This window comes from Dialister histaminiformans (genome assembly GCF_900103425.1).
Taxonomy (GTDB): Bacteria; Bacillota; Negativicutes; order Veillonellales; family Dialisteraceae; genus Allisonella; species Allisonella histaminiformans.
In genome coordinates, this window is the sequence record NZ_FMXA01000020.1 from 10,346 (window position 1) to 29,265 (window position 18,920).

The 18,920-nt window shown below is 48.4% G+C and carries 17 protein-coding genes, 2 tRNA genes and 1 other annotated feature; of the genes, 17 read left to right on the forward strand and 2 right to left on the reverse strand.

Translation table 11 applies throughout. The annotated features are described in order from the left end of the window. Nucleotides 1–297: 297 nt before the first annotated feature. The 4 genes from BLQ79_RS06820 (at nucleotide 298) to BLQ79_RS06835 (ending at nucleotide 2,266) form a co-directional block, all read left to right on the forward strand. Nucleotides 298–1,755 carry a Tad domain-containing protein gene (locus tag BLQ79_RS06820; protein ID WP_159427873.1) on the forward strand — a complete coding sequence of 486 codons (1,458 nt, stop codon included), beginning with the start codon at nucleotides 298–300 and terminating at the stop codon, nucleotides 1,753–1,755. A gap of 9 nt (nucleotides 1,756–1,764) precedes the next feature. Continuing rightward, on the forward strand, nucleotides 1,765–2,013 hold the full coding sequence (locus tag BLQ79_RS06825) for a glutaredoxin-related protein (RefSeq protein ID WP_091365183.1): 249 nt from the start codon (nucleotides 1,765–1,767) through the stop codon (nucleotides 2,011–2,013). Between the two features lie 97 nt (nucleotides 2,014–2,110). Continuing rightward, nucleotides 2,111–2,186: transfer RNA gene (locus BLQ79_RS06830), tRNA-Trp, on the forward strand. Nucleotides 2,187–2,189: 3 nt separating this feature from the next. Further along, a tRNA-Arg gene (locus BLQ79_RS06835) sits at nucleotides 2,190–2,266 on the forward strand. Here BLQ79_RS06835 and BLQ79_RS06840 read toward each other — a convergent pair. Both BLQ79_RS06840 and BLQ79_RS06845 read right to left on the reverse strand, forming a co-directional pair. After that, nucleotides 2,261–2,476, reverse strand: coding sequence for a hypothetical protein (locus tag BLQ79_RS06840; RefSeq protein ID WP_143270104.1), 216 nt, complete (start codon nucleotides 2,474–2,476; stop codon nucleotides 2,261–2,263). The genes BLQ79_RS06835 and BLQ79_RS06840 overlap by 6 nt on opposite strands. 10 nt (nucleotides 2,477–2,486) lie before the next feature. Further along, nucleotides 2,487–3,584 (reverse strand): phosphoethanolamine transferase, encoded by a 1,098-nt coding sequence (locus BLQ79_RS06845; RefSeq protein ID WP_159427874.1) that lies wholly within the window; start codon nucleotides 3,582–3,584, stop codon nucleotides 2,487–2,489. A gap of 1,000 nt (nucleotides 3,585–4,584) precedes the next feature. Here BLQ79_RS06845 and BLQ79_RS06855 point away from each other — a divergent pair. From BLQ79_RS06855 to BLQ79_RS06915, 13 genes are all read left to right on the forward strand, one after another. Next, nucleotides 4,585–5,997 (forward strand): DUF3329 domain-containing protein, encoded by a 1,413-nt coding sequence (locus tag BLQ79_RS06855; RefSeq protein ID WP_091365193.1) that lies wholly within the window; start codon nucleotides 4,585–4,587, stop codon nucleotides 5,995–5,997. Between the two features lie 183 nt (nucleotides 5,998–6,180). Then, nucleotides 6,181–7,125 (forward strand): Flp pilus assembly protein CpaB, encoded by a 945-nt coding sequence (cpaB, locus tag BLQ79_RS06860; RefSeq protein ID WP_143270106.1) that lies wholly within the window; start codon nucleotides 6,181–6,183, stop codon nucleotides 7,123–7,125. A gap of 4 nt (nucleotides 7,126–7,129) precedes the next feature. Then, nucleotides 7,130–8,800, forward strand: a complete 1,671-nt coding sequence (locus BLQ79_RS06865) for a type II and III secretion system protein family protein (RefSeq protein WP_091365197.1) — start codon at nucleotides 7,130–7,132, stop codon at nucleotides 8,798–8,800. A gap of 22 nt (nucleotides 8,801–8,822) precedes the next feature. Beyond that, a complete protein-coding gene (locus BLQ79_RS06870; RefSeq protein WP_091365200.1) occupies nucleotides 8,823–9,638 on the forward strand; it encodes an AAA family ATPase in 816 nt (271 codons plus the stop codon). A 15-nt stretch (nucleotides 9,639–9,653) separates the two neighbouring features. After that, nucleotides 9,654–10,757: a response regulator gene (locus tag BLQ79_RS06875; protein WP_091365202.1), complete on the forward strand. Its 1,104-nt coding sequence runs from the start codon at nucleotides 9,654–9,656 to the stop codon at nucleotides 10,755–10,757. Between the two features lie 26 nt (nucleotides 10,758–10,783). After that, complete coding sequence (locus tag BLQ79_RS06880; RefSeq protein WP_091365204.1) at nucleotides 10,784–11,755, forward strand: type II secretion system F family protein; 972 nt, start codon at nucleotides 10,784–10,786, stop codon at nucleotides 11,753–11,755. A gap of 251 nt (nucleotides 11,756–12,006) precedes the next feature. After that, complete coding sequence (locus BLQ79_RS08180) at nucleotides 12,007–12,231, forward strand: Flp family type IVb pilin (protein WP_143270108.1); 225 nt, start codon at nucleotides 12,007–12,009, stop codon at nucleotides 12,229–12,231. A 173-nt stretch (nucleotides 12,232–12,404) separates the two neighbouring features. Next, entirely contained in the window at nucleotides 12,405–12,854 is a 450-nt protein-coding gene (locus BLQ79_RS06890) for a TadE/TadG family type IV pilus assembly protein (protein WP_091365208.1), read from the forward strand. Between the two features lie 66 nt (nucleotides 12,855–12,920). Beyond that, nucleotides 12,921–14,309, forward strand: coding sequence for a CpaF family protein (locus BLQ79_RS06895; RefSeq protein ID WP_091365211.1), 1,389 nt, complete (start codon nucleotides 12,921–12,923; stop codon nucleotides 14,307–14,309). Between the two features lie 2 nt (nucleotides 14,310–14,311). After that, entirely contained in the window at nucleotides 14,312–15,232 is a 921-nt protein-coding gene (locus BLQ79_RS06900) for a type II secretion system F family protein (protein WP_091365213.1), read from the forward strand. Nucleotides 15,233–15,271: 39 nt separating this feature from the next. Beyond that, nucleotides 15,272–15,634 (forward strand): DUF192 domain-containing protein, encoded by a 363-nt coding sequence (locus tag BLQ79_RS06905; protein ID WP_091365214.1) that lies wholly within the window; start codon nucleotides 15,272–15,274, stop codon nucleotides 15,632–15,634. A gap of 524 nt (nucleotides 15,635–16,158) precedes the next feature. Next, on the forward strand, nucleotides 16,159–16,794 hold the full coding sequence (locus BLQ79_RS06910; protein WP_091365217.1) for a prepilin peptidase: 636 nt from the start codon (nucleotides 16,159–16,161) through the stop codon (nucleotides 16,792–16,794). A 1,017-nt stretch (nucleotides 16,795–17,811) separates the two neighbouring features. Beyond that, nucleotides 17,812–18,085, forward strand: a binding site (T-box leader). Next, nucleotides 18,055–18,363, forward strand: a complete 309-nt coding sequence (locus tag BLQ79_RS06915; RefSeq protein ID WP_234944947.1) for a hypothetical protein — start codon at nucleotides 18,055–18,057, stop codon at nucleotides 18,361–18,363. (Overlaps the previous feature by 31 nt.) The last annotated feature ends 557 nt before the right edge of the window (nucleotides 18,364–18,920 follow it).

Below are 18,920 nucleotides of genomic sequence, written 5' to 3' on the forward strand. Positions count from 1 at the left end.
AAGCATGAGAAACGATGCTCCTTTCTTGAAAGAAAGGGGGACCGACGAAGTCGGTGGATAGTTGATTCCACTTTGTTTGAATAAAGGAAAGCAGAAGGATATCACATATTTTCCTCTCTGGAGAGAGATGGTGGAAAGTAGAATCCACTATGTGAATCAAAAGGAATGGCAGGAATAGGATACGCTTTCCCCGGTATCCGCTTGGTTTGCCTTTATGGTAGAATGAAATTATAAGAATTATGTATAACGAAGCGGGGTGAGAGGATGAATAGGCAGGACAACAGACAAAAAGGGGCAATGCTGGTTTTTACGGCCATTATGCTGCCGATAATCTTTATTCTCTGCGGGCTGGTATACGATCTGGGGTATATGTACGTACAGAAGTCTAAACTGCAGCATGCAGCCGATGCGGCGGTTCTGGCCGGGGGATATACCTATGTAGCGGATTGGGATGATCCGGATAAGCGGACGCAGGTATTAAATTCTATGAAAAAATACCTGAACAGCGATATCGACAACGGACAGATTGAAAAGGTGGTTTACCGATTCAAGGATAATGATGAAGCGCAGGGAGTCATGATCAGCCTGTATGCTAAAAAGGACACCCGGGCTATATTTACCCGCATGTTCGGCTATGATCTGCTTCCTGTGCATGTAGTGGCTACCTGTAAGCTCAGTGGAGGCAGCGTGAGTCCGGGCGGTGACAACATTTACAACTACGCTATCATCGGGGGCCAGGGGGAATGGTATCAGGACTGGATGGGAAATCGGTACAGAGAATCCCTTATTTTCCAGAATACCAATATTCACATTGTCGGCCAGGTACATGCCGATGGTCCTGTGTATATTGATGACAATGTAGCGAATGGTGCGCGCCGTGTTCTGGTAGATCCAGGGCAATTTTCCACATCCATTAATGATGATGATAAGCTCTGGGTCAACCGCCGTGATAATTACTGGGATCATGTCAATGAGTCGGAAGGCAAGGGGCTTTATGACAATGACTGGAAAGTGATTACATGGTACAATCCGATTACGGGAGAATATTCCTATACCTGGCGCCATTATGCCCGCATAGGTGAGGCGGATGGATCTCAGTACGGAAAAGATATAGTGGCATCAGAGCACTATGCCGCCCCGCTGGATATTGAGGCCGATTCATCCGGTGCAGCAGCGGATCTGTATAACAAGATAGTCCAGTGGGCCAATATGTCATCTGATGAACGGAAGGCAAACGGTATCTACCTGGCTTCAGAAATCAACAGCAGTAATGTCGACCAGATTATCAGTGATAATGATAATAAGTACAGTGGATGGCAGTATAGTCACCAGCTGGATGTAAGCAGGGATGATTATGGTTTCCATGTGGATTGGACCGGGGATGATACCCCATACCGGATTATTGTGGCAGACGGCAATTTGTCCGTAAATCTTACCCAGCAGTTTAAGAATGAAACGGGTAGTGCCCATACCATTCTGGTATCTCTTCACGGGAATATTCGGCTGAATAATCACGGCGATGCATTCCATGGCATCCTGTATGCGCCGCACGGCGAAGTATGGCTGACCGGGAATAAGCCGGTGGTTGGTACCGTGGTGGGAAATGCCATTCGTATAACCCAGAACGGGCTATCCATTACCTGGAAGGACTGGGAACATGCCGGTGGAGGCGGCGGTGGCGGTGGTGGTACAGGAAGCCCGTCCGTCGTCCGCCTTACCGAAGATGTGGACGACCGGTATGTAGTTCAGCCATAAGGAGGGAAAATGATAAAAGTATATATTATGCCAACCTGTCCGGATTGCCAGGTGCTGATGGACAGGTTGAAAGATACATCTCGTTATGAAGTGATTGATATAGGGACCCATGTGCTTCACATGAAACAATTTATTCACCTCCGGGATACCAGCCCGGCTATGGAAGAAGCGAGAAAAAACGGATGGGTCGGAATCCCCTGTTTTGTGCTGGAAGACGGAACCGTAACCCTTGATCCAAAAGAAGCGGGCCTTGCATAAAAATTAGCCATTTGAAACGGAACTGAGAAAAAAGCAGAAAAAACCTCTTGCATTTTTTCTCAGTTCCTGTTATTATTTAATAGTCGTTATGACAGATAGGGGTATAGCGCAATTGATAGAGCAACGGTCTCCAAAACCGTAGGTTGTGGGTTTGAGTCCCTCTACCCCTGCCATGTGGCCCAATAGCTCAGCTGGATAGAGCACTTGACTACGAATCAAGGTGTCGGGAGTTCGAATCTCTCTTGGGTCACCAGGCTGAAAGCAGTGATGAGAAATCATCACTGCTTTTTTGTTGCTGTGAAAAAAGATAGATTTGAGAATTGAGATGTGAGATTTGCGTGGGCAGGCTGGCAAAGCCGATCTGCGAGTGGATTCTGTGAATGACATCTAAAAAGGTCGTCGGAAATGAATTGATATTTCTGACGACCTTTTCCTGTTCTGATTCAAATTTAGGCTTCTGCATTTCGAAGCGCTCATTGTTCCTCATACAGCTTCTTTTCCCCATGAAGCGTCATAAGGTCCTTTTTTGTCATGGCATATTTCGGAGAGGAGATATCCCACCGGAGATTATTTTCCGGTGCCCCTTGAATACCCATAAGATTAACCATGAGGTTATATACCAGGTCATTTGTCCAGTACTTATCCTGATTGGCAGACAGCGTCTTATATACCTTCGGATTTTCCTGACGATAAGAATCGCTCAGCCAGATGATACAGGGGATGCGTGTCATCTGCCATGAAAACTGACTGGGGTTATGATCAAAAAGTTTAGTCGCGTCCTCTCCATGATCTGAAAAATAAACCATTCCCTTAAAATTCGGGGAAGCACTGACTTTCTGGTAAATCTGTTCGAGTACATAATCATTATAACGAACCGCATTGTCATAAAGATCCCTGTAGTCTGTCCCTTTAAAATAAGTGGCATTCGCAGGGTAACGGTCTGAATAAAATTTATGACACCCCATGAGATGAATCACGATAAGATGGTTTTTGTTTTCTTTTGGCAACGGGATTTTATCGGCCAGTGCGCTATCGTAGTATTCAGTGAAAATATCCTCAGAGCCTATGCGGCTATTCAGCCATATCTGATGATCGGAGGTACTTCCTATTTCTGCTACCGGAGTATCCCAGGGGCTGAATTTTCTCTGGTTGCTAATCCAGAAGGTATTAAATCCAGCAGCTTTGGCTACTTCTATCAGGGAATATGCATCGGAAAGATTTACCTGATTATACTGATTCCTGGTACTTAGTGCATAAGTCAGGGCGGGGACCGTGGTTACATAATTGGAATAGGCATGAGAGAAGAATAAAGCATTGCCCGTTTCTTTCTGTTTGCTCAGCCATGGTGTAGTTGCTCTTTTATAGCCATAAACCTGCATATGATCCCGGGTTTCAGACTCTCCTATAACAAGCACATAGAGGCCGCCTGCATGTAGAGTATGAAGTCCTCTTAGGTTTTTTAGGCGTTTTTCACGCAGGGCATGATTTTGTCCATATACTCTGTAATCGGCAAGAGATGCTCTGGTTTCCATGCCCATCCGGATAGGAGCATAGGCAAGACTGATTGTCATTAAGGACGGACCGCCCCACCAAAAGAGAAACAGGAGGCAGCAAAATTTTTTCCAGGAAAAAGAAGCAGAAGCCTTCTCCTGGCTTTGTTTCATGATTGCTGTCATTCCCCATAAGGTCAACAATAGTAAAATAACGGCCATTCCCCAAAGCCAGAGATTTTGACTTCTCATATAGGCTATCGATTCATTCCAGTTGGTTTGAAACAAGGTCAGCAAAACTGCACTGGATAAAGCGTATCCACCACTGACCAGATAATATCCCCATAGCAGCATAGGTAATAATAAGGCCAGCAGGCGGAAAAAATTGGCTGAGCCACAAAGGAGTGCCCTTAGAAACCCATGTTGAGTTTTGCCAAGATGATAAATCAGCGACCAGAATGCCAGCCACCTCCGAAAAGGAAGCTGGAAATAATCTCTTTCCGGGGGATCAGTTCCTCCTGAAGTATGGGAATCAACGAAGATGAAACAAATAAAAATACATATATCACGGAAAACATAATGAATTTCCGGTTAAAACCAGTCATATAAAAAATCAGGGCAGACAGAAGAGATAGAAACAACAGTGGACGCAGGCCTTCAAAGTATTCACCTATTCCTGGAATCTGAATAACAATCCCCAAGAATAGGACGTATACAAAAGTACTTAAAGCATGAAAGAAATTTTTGTTGCGAAATGTTTGGAAAATCATAGAACGTACGGATAACATACCATCTGTCCCCAATCTTGAACATGAAAACACTGGAAATAAAGACACGACTGATAAAATTGTAATTCAAGAAACTTATAATTACAATTTTCATAGTGTAGCTATCTGAGATATACAGGAAATCCTGTACGCTTCTCGGCATCGTTTTCAGGGGGTTAACTTTAAAATGTGAAAGATTTCGGGATGAAGTCTGGAGAAAACCGTTAAGGCTTTTATACTTGGCGTCTGCAGGGAGCCCCGGCAAAGGGGCTCTCTGCTATAATGATTAAGAAAACAGTTTTGCAGGAGGCTTTATGAGAAAAATCAGTGCTGCCCGGCGGTCGTGGCTGATTCTGCTGGGAGTATTTCTTTTGATGTGGGCGTTAAATGCCCTGTGCTACCGCTTTTACGGGGATGATTATATCTATTCCTTTGTCTGGGAGGGACATGACATGTTGAGGCCGCTGTCAGAGAATGCCCGGCGTATTCAGAACTTCGGTGATATTTTCTATTCCCTGAAACTGCACTATATGACCTGGGGCGGCCGCATGGTGGCGCATTTCTTTGCTATGTTTTTCCTTTGGGTGGGGAAAGGCTGGTTTGATGTGGTTAATGCGGGCATGGTTGTGCTGCTTCTTCTGGCCATGCAGTGGATTGCACTGGGAGGCAGGGCGACTGCTGAATTGTCTCCTTTTATCACCGGATTGTCCTTTTTCTGCATTTGGGCATGTAATAGCAACTTTGGGGGCACTATGCTCTGGGTGGCTGGCTCCTGTAACTATCTCTGGACATCTACATTCCTGACACTGTTTCTTGTGCCCTATGTGCATCATTATGTGACCGATGGGAAGGCGGCTTATCCGGTGTGGTTTGGTCTGCTCTGGTTTGTGCTAGGATTCCTGGCGGGAAATTCCAATGAGAATACTATCTGCTGGATTGGCTTATCCGGCGGGCTGTATCTTCTCTATGTGTGGAAAAAGAAAACGCTGTCAGCCTGGATGCTATGGGGACTCATTGGACTGGGAGTCGGGTATTTTGCCCTTATGCTGGCACCGGGAAATGTGGTAAGACTTCATGAGCAGTTTGGAATGCATCGACAGCTTCTATATCTGGATAAAGAACATGTAAGCGTTCTTGGCATGGCTATCGTTCTCCAGGCCTTACTGTGGTTTTATCTGTTCAAGGTGTGGCGCAGGAAAGAAAATCTCCTCAGGGCAGGGATTGATCGGAAATACTTCTATCTGGCGACATGGTTTGCAGCTACTGGCGTACTGTTTGAGTTGATTATGCTGTTTTCACCTATTCTTCCTGGGCGCAGCGTGTTTCCGCAATTAGTATTCCTGGTCATATCTGTGCTTCTTATATCTGCGCAGGGAGAAGTGCATCATGCCCCGGTGCTGCAGACGAGTGCCTTTCGCGTACTCTACGGCCTGGCTGTTCTGTACATGGCAATCACCGGTACAATGAATCTGGTCATGTATAGTCGTCAGCATCAGTACATGCAGGGAATTTGGAATCAGGCAGAAAGTCTTCGGGGGAAGGGGCAGGTGCTGGTTATTTCTTCTCCTCCCCCGGCCAGTGATGACGGATGGCTGCTTATGTCTGGATTGCATGTGGTTAACATGAATCTGGCTAACAACGATGAAAGTTGGGCAAATGTGGCCTTTGCCCGATATTTCGGACTGAAAGGTGTACATGTAACCTATCCAGTGAAGGAAGAAAAGTAGTGAAATTTTCAGAAAACGGCACGTGGGCAAAAATTGTGCCGTTTTCTTATACGTAATTTTTGTATAGCCACAGGCCATGTGATAGAATAAGATTGAATAAAGTACACTAGGGTCTTCAGGACCTTTTTTCAGTAGTTTTGTTTATGCACTGCTGTAAACAATCTGACGTCAGGGGGAAGCGACGTGAATTTATTTCAGCGATTAACGGAAATGGCGGAACGGATGTCGCCAAGAAAACTGTTTGCCGTGTGTGCGGCCATTGCACTTATCGTGTTTGTTGTCATCTATATGCTTCTTTCTTCACTGCTGGAATCGCCGGCAGGGAAAAAGCAGGCACCAGTGACCGCGGTGGTGGAAGCGGCGCAGGATATTCCGGCCAATACGGTAATTACCGATGATATGGTGAAAACGGTGAATATTAGTCCGGAAGCCATGCCAAAGGGAGCCTTTACGGATGTGCGCGCCGCTATTGGCAAGACGGTATCGGTTCCCATGCAGGAAGGGGATGTACTCACCGCGCGGAAAGTATCGGCCCGAGGACCATCCGGCTTCCTGGGGCTCATTCCTCCGGGCATGCGTGCTATTTCCTTCTCGGTGAACGATGTGACCGCTGTAGCCGGCTTTGCTAAGCCGGGGGACAAGGTGGATATCCTTCTTACCAGCGATAAGGTAAATGAAGATAACATTACCACCAAGATGGTACTCCGGGATGTACTGCTTCTGGCGGTGAATAAGATATCTATAAATTCTCCGGCGGCGCAGGCCAATGCGTCGGGAACTCCGGCGGTGGTTACGGTAGCTCTTACGCCGTATGATGCGGCTAAACTTCTGGCGTCAGCGCAGCTGGGACAGTTGCAGCTTATGCTTCGCCCGTTTGGCGCCAGTGATGTGGATTCTGGTGCTTACTATGTAATCCCGCTTCCGCAGGCACAGGCTAACCCGCAGGCACAGTCTGCAGGGGATGCCCAGGCGGCCTATGCAGCACCGGCCTATACTCCTTCGAGCACAGGAAGTGCTCCGGCGGCACCGGCGTATTCCAACAGTCCGGTAGTATCTACACCTTCCGCTGCATCCGGCAGCTTTGGCGTAGAAGTTATCCGTGGTACAACATCCAGCAGGGGGTATTAATAGTATGAATAAGCAGATAAAGAGAATAAGCCTCCTGGTCAGCGCCGCATTGCTGCTGGGAGCCGAAAGTGTACTGGCAGCGGTTCCGGTTACGCTGCCGCTAAACAGTACGAAATATATGACGGCGCCGAAAATTACCCGCATAGCTGTGGGGAATCCGGAAATCGCAGATATCAACCTTCTTTCCAACCACGATTTCCTTCTGGTGGGCAAAAAGGCAGGCACCACTTCGCTGATTGTCTGGTCGGGTAATGGCGTCCGGGAAGAGTACAGTGTCTATGTATCCGGAGAAGATCAGGGGCAGGCCAAGGCGATTCAGGAAGCCGTCGGAATTCCTGGCGTTCAGGTACAGATGATGAATGGCAAGGTGCTCATTCGTGGTAAGGTAAAGAATCAGTACGATCATGACACCGCTATGAAGATCGCTCAGCTCTATACAGGGAGTTCATCGGAGGGCGGCGATAATGTAGTGGACCTTATGGATCTGACACATCCGACCCAGGTGCGCCTGGAAGCGCAGATCATTGAAATCAATGCAGATGATGAAAAGAATCTGGGGATTCAGTTCTGGACTCCGGCACTGGGAGACAGCACTGATGAACAGGGGCCGGTCAATCAGATTTTTGTCGGGGAAGATTTTAAAAATTCCCGTGGCGGTACGCTGGGATGGCTGGGACGTCATGTATCCAATATCAATGCTACGGTGCAGGCCCTGGTATCCAATGGTAAGGCAAGGATTCTGTCCCGCCCGTCCATCACCACTATGAGCGGCCAGAAGGCGGATATCCTTATCGGCGGACGTATTCCGATTCCTACTGCGGATGGAGATGGCAAGATCTCCGTTGACTGGCGGGAATATGGTGTGCGCCTCAATATTGAACCGGTAGTGGATGCAGAAAATAAGATTACATCCAAAGTTCATGCCGAAGTGTCCACTCTGGATTATGGCCATGGGGTAACACAGAATGGCTTCGTGGTACCGGCCCTGGCTTCCAGGGAAGCCGATGCGGTCATCAATGTCCGTTCTGGTATGACTATGGCCATTGGCGGCCTGCTTAATTCAGAAGACAGCAAGACGGTAACCAAAGTTCCCTTCCTGGGGGATCTGCCGATTATCGGGCAGTTCTTCCGGCATACGTCCAACACAAGGGATAAGAGGGAAATGATTATTCTCATTACCCCGACCCTGGTGAGTGATGACAGCCCGGTGGGCATGAGTCAGCAGATGAAGGGCAAGTATGAAGAAGGCGAACGGTACGTACGCAATGCGGAAAAGGTAGATGTAAACAAGCCGGCAGATCCGGGGACAGCAGAACAGGAACGGGATGTATGGGGCGACGATAAGTCCCAGGGACAGACCGTAGTGGTGGAAAAGAAACAGCCGGTTCGTCCGGATTCCCATATTCTGAAGACCCGCGACTCGACCGGGCATACGGTATATGTACCGCTTTCTGCAGAAGATTATGCGAAGAACCGGAATAAGCTGCAGGTTGTTCGCGACAGGGAAGGTGTAAAGGAAGCAGAAGAACGGCAGAAACGGGTAGATGCTATTCTTGACAGCGCCTATATGGATGATGATACAGAGGAAGAAGCCGAGGATACCGCTGTGGCAGCGGAAGCGCAGCCCAAAGGCAGTGTCCGTTCCCGGATTCAGGCGATTCTTTCCCAGAGGTAACCAGTAGAAAAGAGGAGTGTTCATGGCCGGAGGGAGAAAGGGCATTGTATTAACCGCATTCAGTACCGCCTATGCGGCAGGAAAGACGCTGTTTGCTATCAATATGGCGGCCGGTCTGGCAGCCAGAGGCGCTAAAGTCTGTCTGGCGGATTTGGATCTGCAGTTTGGTGATGTGTGCCATTATCTGAAGCTGACACCGGAAAAGACGGTGGCGGACGCGCAGCGCGCAGCAGAGCACCATCCGGATTCCCTGAGGATTACCGAGTTTCTTACGCCGTATGACAGGGAACATGTGCGCTTTGACGTGCTGGCCAATCCGCTTCTCCTGGAAGAGGCGTATAACATGGATATTCAGGTGATACGCCGCCTTATCGGGGAGCTGCAGGTTGAGTATGACTATGTGGTTATTGATACCACCTCCACGTTCAGCGCGTTAAATCTGTCCATTATGGATTTATCCACGGTAGTGTACTATATGGGAATCATTGATTTCATCCCTACCATCAAGGATATGAAAATCGGGGCAGATTTACTGAAGGATCTGGGGTATAACAGCAGGAAAATCCGTTTCATCTTGAACCGAAGTAATGCCAGAACCCGCATTGCCATTGATGATGTAGTGCGCATTCTCGGGAGAGAATTTGATTTCTTCCTGCCTAATGATTTCCGCAGTGCCCAGCAGTCTATTCAGCAGGGTGTGCCGCTTATGGTAGGGCATGGGGATACCGAACTGGCCCGGCAGATTGGAAGTATTGTGTCGGACTATATACCTCAGGGGCAGACCCGTGACCGCGGCGGACGGTCGGAAGGCGGCTGGATCGGCCGTCTGTTTTCCTAAGGGAGGAGAGTTCGATTGCTGTACAGAACAGTCCTTATAGAACCGGAACGATTGATGAAGGAAAGGCTTACCCGGGTTATTCGCAACACGCCGGATTTTGAACTGAGCGCCTGGTATGCAGAGCCGGATGAGGCCATAGAGAATGCAGAAAAGCTTAAGGCCGATCTGATTCTGGTGGATATTGAAGAGGAAAAAGGCTTGAAGGGTTTTGACCATTTGAAGCGGACTTTTCCAAAAGCGGCCATTATCTGCCTTTCCCGGCAGTGGGATTCGGAAGAACAGGCCAGGCTGATTCAGGCTGGAGCCAGCGGCTACATGATTAAGCCTTTTACCGGAGCAGAACTTACCGAGGCGGTAAAGACATTTACCCGTATTCATACGGGCGGCCGGTCGAAAGTCATCACCTTTTTCAGCCCTAAGGGAAAGAGTGGCAAAACGACGCTGGTATCCAATCTGGCAGCCGCTATGGCCAGGAAAGTCAATGAACCGGTAGCTATTATCGATGCGGATTTTCAGTTTGGGGATCAGAGTGTATTCCTCAATCTCCGCTCGCAGAGCACCATTACGGAAGCGATACGGGATATTGAATTCCTGTCTCCGGTTACGCTGAAATCGTATTTTGTAAAAGTCAGTGAAAATCTGCATGTGTTGTGCGGTGCCAGCAAGCCGGAACAGGTGGATGTAGTAACCATCGATAAATTTACCGGCCTGATTAACATGGTAAAGAGCCTGTATGGCTATGTACTCATCGATATGCCATCCGGCTTTTCCGATATCACCGCCACCGCCTGCGAACTGTCTACCCGTACCATCCTTATGACTATGTATAATGGCGGGTATGAAGTGGTGCATATGCGGAGAGCACTGGACATATTCAGAGCCTGGGACGATTATGAAAAACGGGTAGAGCTCCTGTTTACCCGCCTGGTTCCGGGAAAGGAAAATCAGGAAAAATTCAGCCAGCTTATGGGCTATCCGGTGAAATATATTATTCCCAATGCCTATAATCTGGTATCTGAGTCGGCGGACAATGGCCGTCTGGCTATCAATGAAGATGAAAATGATCCGTTCTCCCGGGCAGTACTGGCCATGGCCGATGCGCTCGTAGCGGAAAAGTAACGGAAAACCAAGGTGGTGAAGGACAGATGATTATAGCAGCGTCGCTGCTTATTGCATTTCTGCTGTTTCTGGCACTGTATCTGGTGGCCGGTCGCGCGGCAAGCCAGCATCGCGCTGTGTCCAGCCGTGTCCAGGAATATGCAGGCATCGATCTGGACGCAGGCCGGATAAAGGAACCTTCTGCCCTGCAGGAAATCGGAATGGCCCTCCGTCGCTGGTTGCAGCAAAGGGTCAGAAAAAATGCAAGAAAGAAGCAGGGAACCGGCCTGGATATGCGCATGCAGCAGGCGGGTATCCCCCTCCAGGGATCAGAATTCCTGCTGCTCCTGCTGGTCTTGTTTGCAATCGTTCTGGTTGTTGGCTGGATACTTACCGGTAGCGCATGGAACGGGGTGGTCATCGGTGCAGGTGTATGCATGGCTGCATGGTTCTATGTTCTTTATTGCATCAAGAGTCGTCATGATGCCTTTGTCCATCAGCTGGGGGATTGCCTCTCTCTGGTGGCCAATGCGCTCCGCGCCGGCTTTTCTTTCCTCCAGACTATGGAACTTATTTCCCGGGAAATGCAGCCGCCTATGAATACGGAATTTGGCCGGGTGGTGCGGGAGACCTCGCTGGGGGTACCTATGGAACAGGCACTCCGCCGTATGGATGCGCGGGTGAACAGTCCGGATTTTTCCCTCATTGTCACCGCGGTAATTATTCAGCAGCAGGTAGGGGGCAATCTGGCGGAAATCATTGACACCATAAATGAGACTATCCGGGAGCGCGTGCGCCTGCGCCGGGAAATCGGTACACTGACCGCCCAGGGACGGGCTACCGGCGCGGTACTGGCTCTGCTTCCGCCAATCCTTGGTGTGGTTCTTTATATGATTTCGCCGGAATATATGCAGCCTCTTCTGACTACCACCTATGGGCATATAGCTATCGGGGTGGGGTTTGTTATGGAGGTTATTGGCTTCCTGGTTATCCGGAAGATTATGGATATCAAAATATAAAATTTTTTGTTAATCATTTCCCTGATTATCATGTTTACTTATTTGTAAAATTGTGATAATTTGTAGGTAGAAAGTGGTTTGTGAAGGGGATCTTGCACAAGGTGCCCCTTCTGAAGGATATTATATGCAGTATAGTATCTTTCCGAAGGGGTGAATCCCTTCCCCCGGCGACGTCCTGGAACCTGGGGGCGGCCACAAGGCTATTTATTATGGCAGTTATTGCCAAGGACAACTGGAAGGGGGGAAAAACTATGTTATTCCAGATTTATGACTACTACCGTACTGTATATGGCAGTGAAAAGGGTCAGGACCTGATTGAATATGCACTGCTTCTGGCGCTCATCGTTGCTGTAGGCGTTCTGATTTATCAGGCTTCCGGACTTAAGGATTCTCTGACAGCTATTTTCAGCAACGCAGGCAGCCTGACTAAGGATGCGGCTTCGATATCCACAAAAGCTGCAGCTTCCAACGGTTAATAGGTATATTGCATATACCAAGGTTGTGGAAACAATCAGAAAACATCTGCTTCGGCAGGTGCTTTCTGGGAAGGGCAGCAGGAATCTGCTGTTTTTCCCAGAAAGTGGCATTGAATGGATATAGGCGGCATGCGTATATCCATTTTCACATTAAAGACGGGGAGGGAACGACAATGAAACAGAGAGGACAGACTCTGGTGGAATTTGCATTGCTGCTCCCTCTTTTTGTTTTGTTTCTTTTTGGGACCATGTATGTAGGATTCTTGTTCAGTGATTATATGTCCTATGACAATATGGCCCGTATGGCGGCCAGAGAAGCGGCGATTACCGGACCGGTGAACTCTTCGTACAAAGGCCTGGAACAGCAGTACGGATCTATGATAGAGAATACACACATGACCACCAATCTGTATGAATTCAGCCAGATTACCATCCAGTCCACCAAGGGCATGTCCGGTGATAGCGTACCGGCTGATGGCGTGCGTGTGGAAATTACCACCAAGCTGAATAACCAGTATGCCTTTGTGCATCTGTTGGAAGGAATCGGCATTGAGGTACCGAAGGGATATACCATCCGGTACTATATGTACAATGAGAAACAGGTGGAAGATTCCGGTACGTAAGGCAGGACATCACATCAGGTGATGTCTTTATTCTATAAATTTTTTTACAGGCAGGCGGTGTAAGAAGTGACTCTTCTTGAACGATTAGGGCGTAAGGCTGAATTAAAGGCAGAAGAAAAATCTATATTTGCAGGGCGTACTGCTAAGGTGCAGTCTGATTCTTACCAGAAGGTGAAGAATACCATTCACCGTCGGATTGTGGATGAAATGTCGGCAGAGCATCAGCAGAATCTGGATGCCGGCCTTTCCCGCAAGGAAGTGGAAACCATTATTTCCGGATATGTGGAACGGGCACTGGAAGATAATCCGCTGGCCATCCCCAGAAGTGAAAGAAAGCGCCTTGTAACCGATATCTGCGATGAAATGCTGGGGCTTGGCCCCATCGAACCGCTCCTGAAGGATAGCACCGTTACCGAAATTATGGTGAATGGACCGAAATCTATTTATGTGGAACGTATGGGCAAGCTGCAGAAGACGGATGCCCAGTTCCAGGATACGGCGCATCTGATGACAGTGGTAGATAAGATCGTCACCCCGCTGGGACGTCACATCGATGAAGCGTCTCCTCTGGTAGATGCCCGTCTCAAGGACGGATCCCGTGTTAACATCATTATTCCGCCATTGGCGCTGAACGGGCCATGCATTACCATCCGAAAGTTCTCACAGACACCGCTGTCTGTGGAAAATCTCATTTCCTTTGGCACCCTGTCAGAAGAAATGGCCATTTTCCTCCGTGCCTGCATCAAGGCGCGGCTCAATATTATGGTCAGCGGGGGGACCGGTTCCGGTAAGACCACCACATTGAATGTGCTGTCTTCTTTTATTCCTGCGGACGAACGTATCGTCACCATTGAAGATGCGGCTGAACTTCGTCTGGAACAGCCTCATACCGTATCACTGGAAGCCCGTCCGGCCAACATTGAAGGCAAGGGCGCCGTAACTATCCGTGACCTGGTAAAGAACTCTCTCCGTATGCGTCCTGACCGCATTATCGTAGGCGAAGTCCGTGGCGGCGAAGCGTTGGATATGCTTCAGGCCATGAATACGGGCCATGATGGTTCGCTGACTACGACCCATGCCAACAGCCCGAGAGATGTACTCTCCCGTCTGGAAACCATGGTGCTCATGTCAGGCCTGGACCTGCCGGTAAAGGCTATCCGGGATCAGATTGCTTCCGCACTGGATCTGATTATCCATCAGTCCCGTATTCAGGATGGATCCCGTAAGATAACCTACATTACCGAAGTGCAGCAGCTGGAAGGCAATGTCATTGTCCTCCAGGATCTGTTCCGCTTCAAGCCGCAGGGATTTGATGATAATGGAAAGTGTATCGGTACCTATGAAGCCACCGGTCTGCAGCCGCAGTTCCTGTCCAAGTTTAAGGCCAGAGGCGTGGAAATTCCGAAGAATCTTTTCGAGACCCCTGTGGACTCGATGGCATGGGATGGTGATTGAGTATGCTGATTCTTATCATATCGGCTCTGATTGCACTGGCCGTGTTTTTTGGAATTTTCCTCGTATTCCTCAGAGCAAGAAATAATCAGACAGAGATCAAAAACCGACTGGACCGTCTGGCTTCACCGGAACTGTCAGAAAAGAATGAACTGAAAAATACACCGTTGGCGGATCGAACCATCTGGCCGCTGCTGAAAAAAGTGGCTGCGTTCTTCTCCCGCTTTGCTCCCGGGGCGCTGACTAAATTAATGGACCGCCGCATTGTCCTGGCTGGCAAGCAGGGAAAGTGGCAGATAAAGTCTATTGAAGGATTCTGGTTCCTCTGTGTGATTCTCGGGGGCCTCTATGGATTCTGGTGGATTACCGAAAATCCATCCAATCTGGCGAAGAGTATACTTGTCGTCTGGCTGGGCATGATTTTTGGCGGGCTTATCCCCTTTATGGTGTTACGGCATCAGATAAGGAAGAGAAAGGAAGCTATTACCTATCAGCTGCCGGAAGTGCTGGATTTGCTGTCTGTTTCGGTAACTGCAGGCCTTTCTCTGGATGGAGCCATGCAGAAGATTACCGAAAGCATGGAAGGCGAACTGGTGGACGAATTCCGGCGTATGCAGCGGGATGTGCGTATGGGCATGACTCGTCACCGGGCCATGCGTCTCATGGCGGAGCGTTGTGATGTGCAGGATTTAAATCTTTTTGTTACCTCCGTCATTCAATCGGAACGCCTGGGGGCTTCTATGGGGGATACGCTGAGAATCCAGGCGGATAATATGCGTGATCTGCGTAGGCAGAGAGCCAGAAGAAAAGCTATGCAGGCACCGGTTAAGATGGTGTTCCCGCTGGTATTCTTCATTTTCCCGGTTATGTTCGTCATCGTACTGCTTCCGTCCATCCTGTCCCTTATGCAGAGTATGGGCAAGTGACAGGGGAAATGTTTCTGGATTTCTGAGGAGAAATCGTTTATGACACAGACATGGGGTATAGAAAATACGAATATTGTTTTCACCGTAGAACTGGCAGATACAGCATGGAAACGATTTAAAGGGCTCATGATGCGGAAGGAAATGCCGTCCGGACAGGCCCTGTTTCTTCATAAGACTAACAGTATACACATGTGTTTCATGTATTTTCCCATCGATGCGGTGTATGTGGATAATCGGAAGCGCATTGTAAAAATTGTGAGGAATCTTCCGGCATGGACCGGCATCTCCGCCTGCCTTAAAGCTGATTCCGTTCTGGAAATGAAAGCCGGAGAAGCTAAGCGATTGGGCCTCGCGGTAGGGATGCAGTGGAAGGAAAAGACAGATCTGAGAGTTAAGAATTGAGATTTGAGGGGAATGGCAAGCATGGAGAAAGATTATACTGTACCCATGATTGTGGACACTGCTAAACTGGCAAACCCCATTCTGTGGACAGCTGGTTAACAAGTTATCCCCTCTTTTTGGACACTTACTTAGCTGATTTCATCTTTCATTGGTCAATCTGATAAGATTTGATTATAGGAAAGGAGAGATTGCAAAACGTTTTCCTCTTTGGAGAGAAAGGGGGACCATCTGCGCAGCAGATGGTGGAAAGTAGAATGCTGTATGTTGGAGCATAGGAAAGCGTGCTGATGTATGCAATATTTTTGCTTTATATGAAGAAGCCATGTGCAACATCCACCCCCCTGCAATTCCTGTGGAATTGCACCGACCATGAGTCGAAGGCTCATCTTGATATGTTGGGATAAGGGAAAGCATGAAAATGTTCTGAGTTCTTTTAGTCTAGTCGGAAAGGAAGCCATCTGACTTCTGGTCTGCTGTCTGATAGCCTGCAGCCTGCAGGCTTCTTTTTTTACGGAGTAATTGTTATGTTGTATTTCTATGTGGCCCTTGTAATTTTGCTGTCCCCTCTGGTGTCCCTTGGCGGATCCAGATGGGTGGAGAGGCTGTATGCAAAAAACAGGGATATTCTGACCTTTCCAAATGCTGTCGAATCCCGAAGCCAGTGGCGTAAACCTGCCGTGGCATTGCTTTTTGCCATCCTGGGTATACGGTATCTGTTCATTACCTCCGGATTTCCTCTGGTACTTATGCTGGGCGGAACGGCCCTGCTCCTCCTTATGATGATGACTGACTTTGAACAGTACTGCCTCTTTGATGAGATGATGCTATTCTTTGCTATAGGCGGACTGGCCTGCTCGGCGATAGCTGGCATGGATATGGACCGGGTGATTGCCGCACTGGCAGGCGGCGCCCTGTTCCTCCTCATCTCCCTCCTTACCCGGGGCGCCCTGGGTGGTGGCGATATCAAACTCATAGCCTGTCTCGGACTCTGGTTCGGTCCCGGACCACTGCTCATGATTTCCCTCTTTGGAATAATCACCGGAGGCATCAGCGCCCTGGTCATGCTCCTCACGGGAAAGAAAAAAAGAAAAAGCACATTCGCCTACGGCCCCTATTTCATAATCGGAGCACTGGGGTGGATGAGCATGTATGGAATTTGAGCTAGTTCAAATTCCATGGTTGACGTGAAGCCATGGGCTTCACAGGTCCGCAAGAATTGCCACATGGCCATTCCAGAGACGGCAAGCCAGCGGATCGGCGGAGCCAATCTGCTGGCGGATTTTGCGAATAGCAGCCTTTATATAACTGCAAGAATGCAAAAGCTGTACGAAGAGAAGCATGCCATACGTTTCCCGTTCTGGAGAGAGAGGGTAACGGTCGCAAACTTTGTCTGCTGTCAGCAAATTCCTATGGAATTCGGGACGGTGTGAAGCGGAATGTTTTCTTCTTGCAAAGGGTAAGAATGCAAAAGCTGATTAACGGAAGCATGCGAAACGATGCTCCTTTCTTGAAAGAAAGGGGGACCGACGAAGTCGGTGGATAGTTGATTCCACTTTGTTTGAATAAAGGAAAGTAGAAGGATATCACATATTTCCCTCTCTGGAGAGAAAGGGGGACCATTCGCTTTAGCGGATGGTGGAAAGTAGAATGCTGTATGTTGGGATATAGGAAAGCGTGCTATTGTACGTTTGACTCTTATTCCGCTTTAAAGCAGACCATAAGGCCGCAAGAATGGTTATGCCATTCTCGGCTCAGGATGGTGCAATCCTTGCAGATTACAGGAATGAAGCAGAATGTTCTCTTCTTGCAAAGGGCAAGCATGCGAAAGCTGATTAAAGGAAAGCATGAGAAACGATGCTCCTTTCTTGAAAGAAAGGGGGACCGACGAAGTCGGTGGATAGTTGATTCCACTTTGTTTGAATAAAGGAAAGTAGAAGGATATCACATATTTCCCTCTCTGGAGAGAAAGGGGGACCGCCAGCCGTTGGCTGGTGGTGGAAAGTAGAATCCACTATGTTGGGATAAGGGAAAGCATGTGGCTGTTACCTATACCCCTTTTTACCAAAAAATTTCCTTATTTTCCCTCAAATCTCAAACCTATTTTTTCATTCAGGCCTTGCTTTTTTCTGACCGCTCCGTGTATAATACAACCAATACATTTTCAAACATTTCTAAGCGTAAAAGTGTTGATGGAAAAAGTAGCATGGTGTGTCCTTTCCAGAGAGCTGACGGTGGTGCGAGGCAGCAAGGCAATCCAATGTGAAGTTCTTTCTTGAACTGCAGAGCTGAACGTGAATCAGGTAGGTTCTGCCGGTGTGATTTCCGTTAATGAACCGTTGAGAGATCTGATGAATACATGGGTGGTACCGCGAAGACACTTCGCCCCGGGTTCCACTCTTTTTTTGTACTCATCAGGTAATGTGGGTGGTACCGCGAGAATTCGTCCCAGCAGTGGTATTATTACGACACTCATGGCCGGTCTGTCCCTGATGACAGCTTTCGCCGTCATCGTACTCATGACCATGTATGCACCACAGCACTGCTCCCAGAATGCAGCCCTGTGGACACTCTTGGTATCCATTCTGGTACTCGTAGTATGGATGACCATTCCGGCCTCCCATATCCTGCCACATGTAATTTACGCCGAATGGATTGCCTGCGTAGGAACTTTTTGCCTGGTTTCCCTGGTAGAACGGGCTCCGATTCCGGCTGTGGAAAGGATTAGATGAGCAGACACCCAAAGGTTGTGTGAATCAGAAGATTCGCAGGGCTGTGCATCCTGAACGGATGCTGGGCTGTATGAGCCGCGGCTCATAGGGCGGTACAAAGATTACTGCTTTGCAGGAGAAAACAGAAAGCAGTAAACAACGATTTTCCAATTTGGAAAATCGTTGTTTACTGTCTGTGCGGAAAAGACCGATTGGAAGGGGAAAGTAGGAGGTTAGGGGAGGATGCAAAAAGTTTTCCTATAAAATGGAAAAAGTTGCACTAAAGGAAAGATTGCAAAACGTTTCCCGTTCTGGAGAGAGAGGGAATGACGACACGGTCGTGTCGTCATTGGCTGTAAGTCCATAGAATTATGAAATCTTTGATTTCCATACTATGGACAGCCCGGTCTTTGCTGGCTGGTGGTGGAAAGTAGAATGCTGTATGTTGGGATACAGGAAAGCGTGTTGTTGTACGTTTGACTCTTATTCAGCTTTAAAGCAGACCATAAGACCGCAAGAATGATTATGCCATTCTCGGCTCAGGATGGTGCAATCCTTGCAGATTACAGGAATGAAGC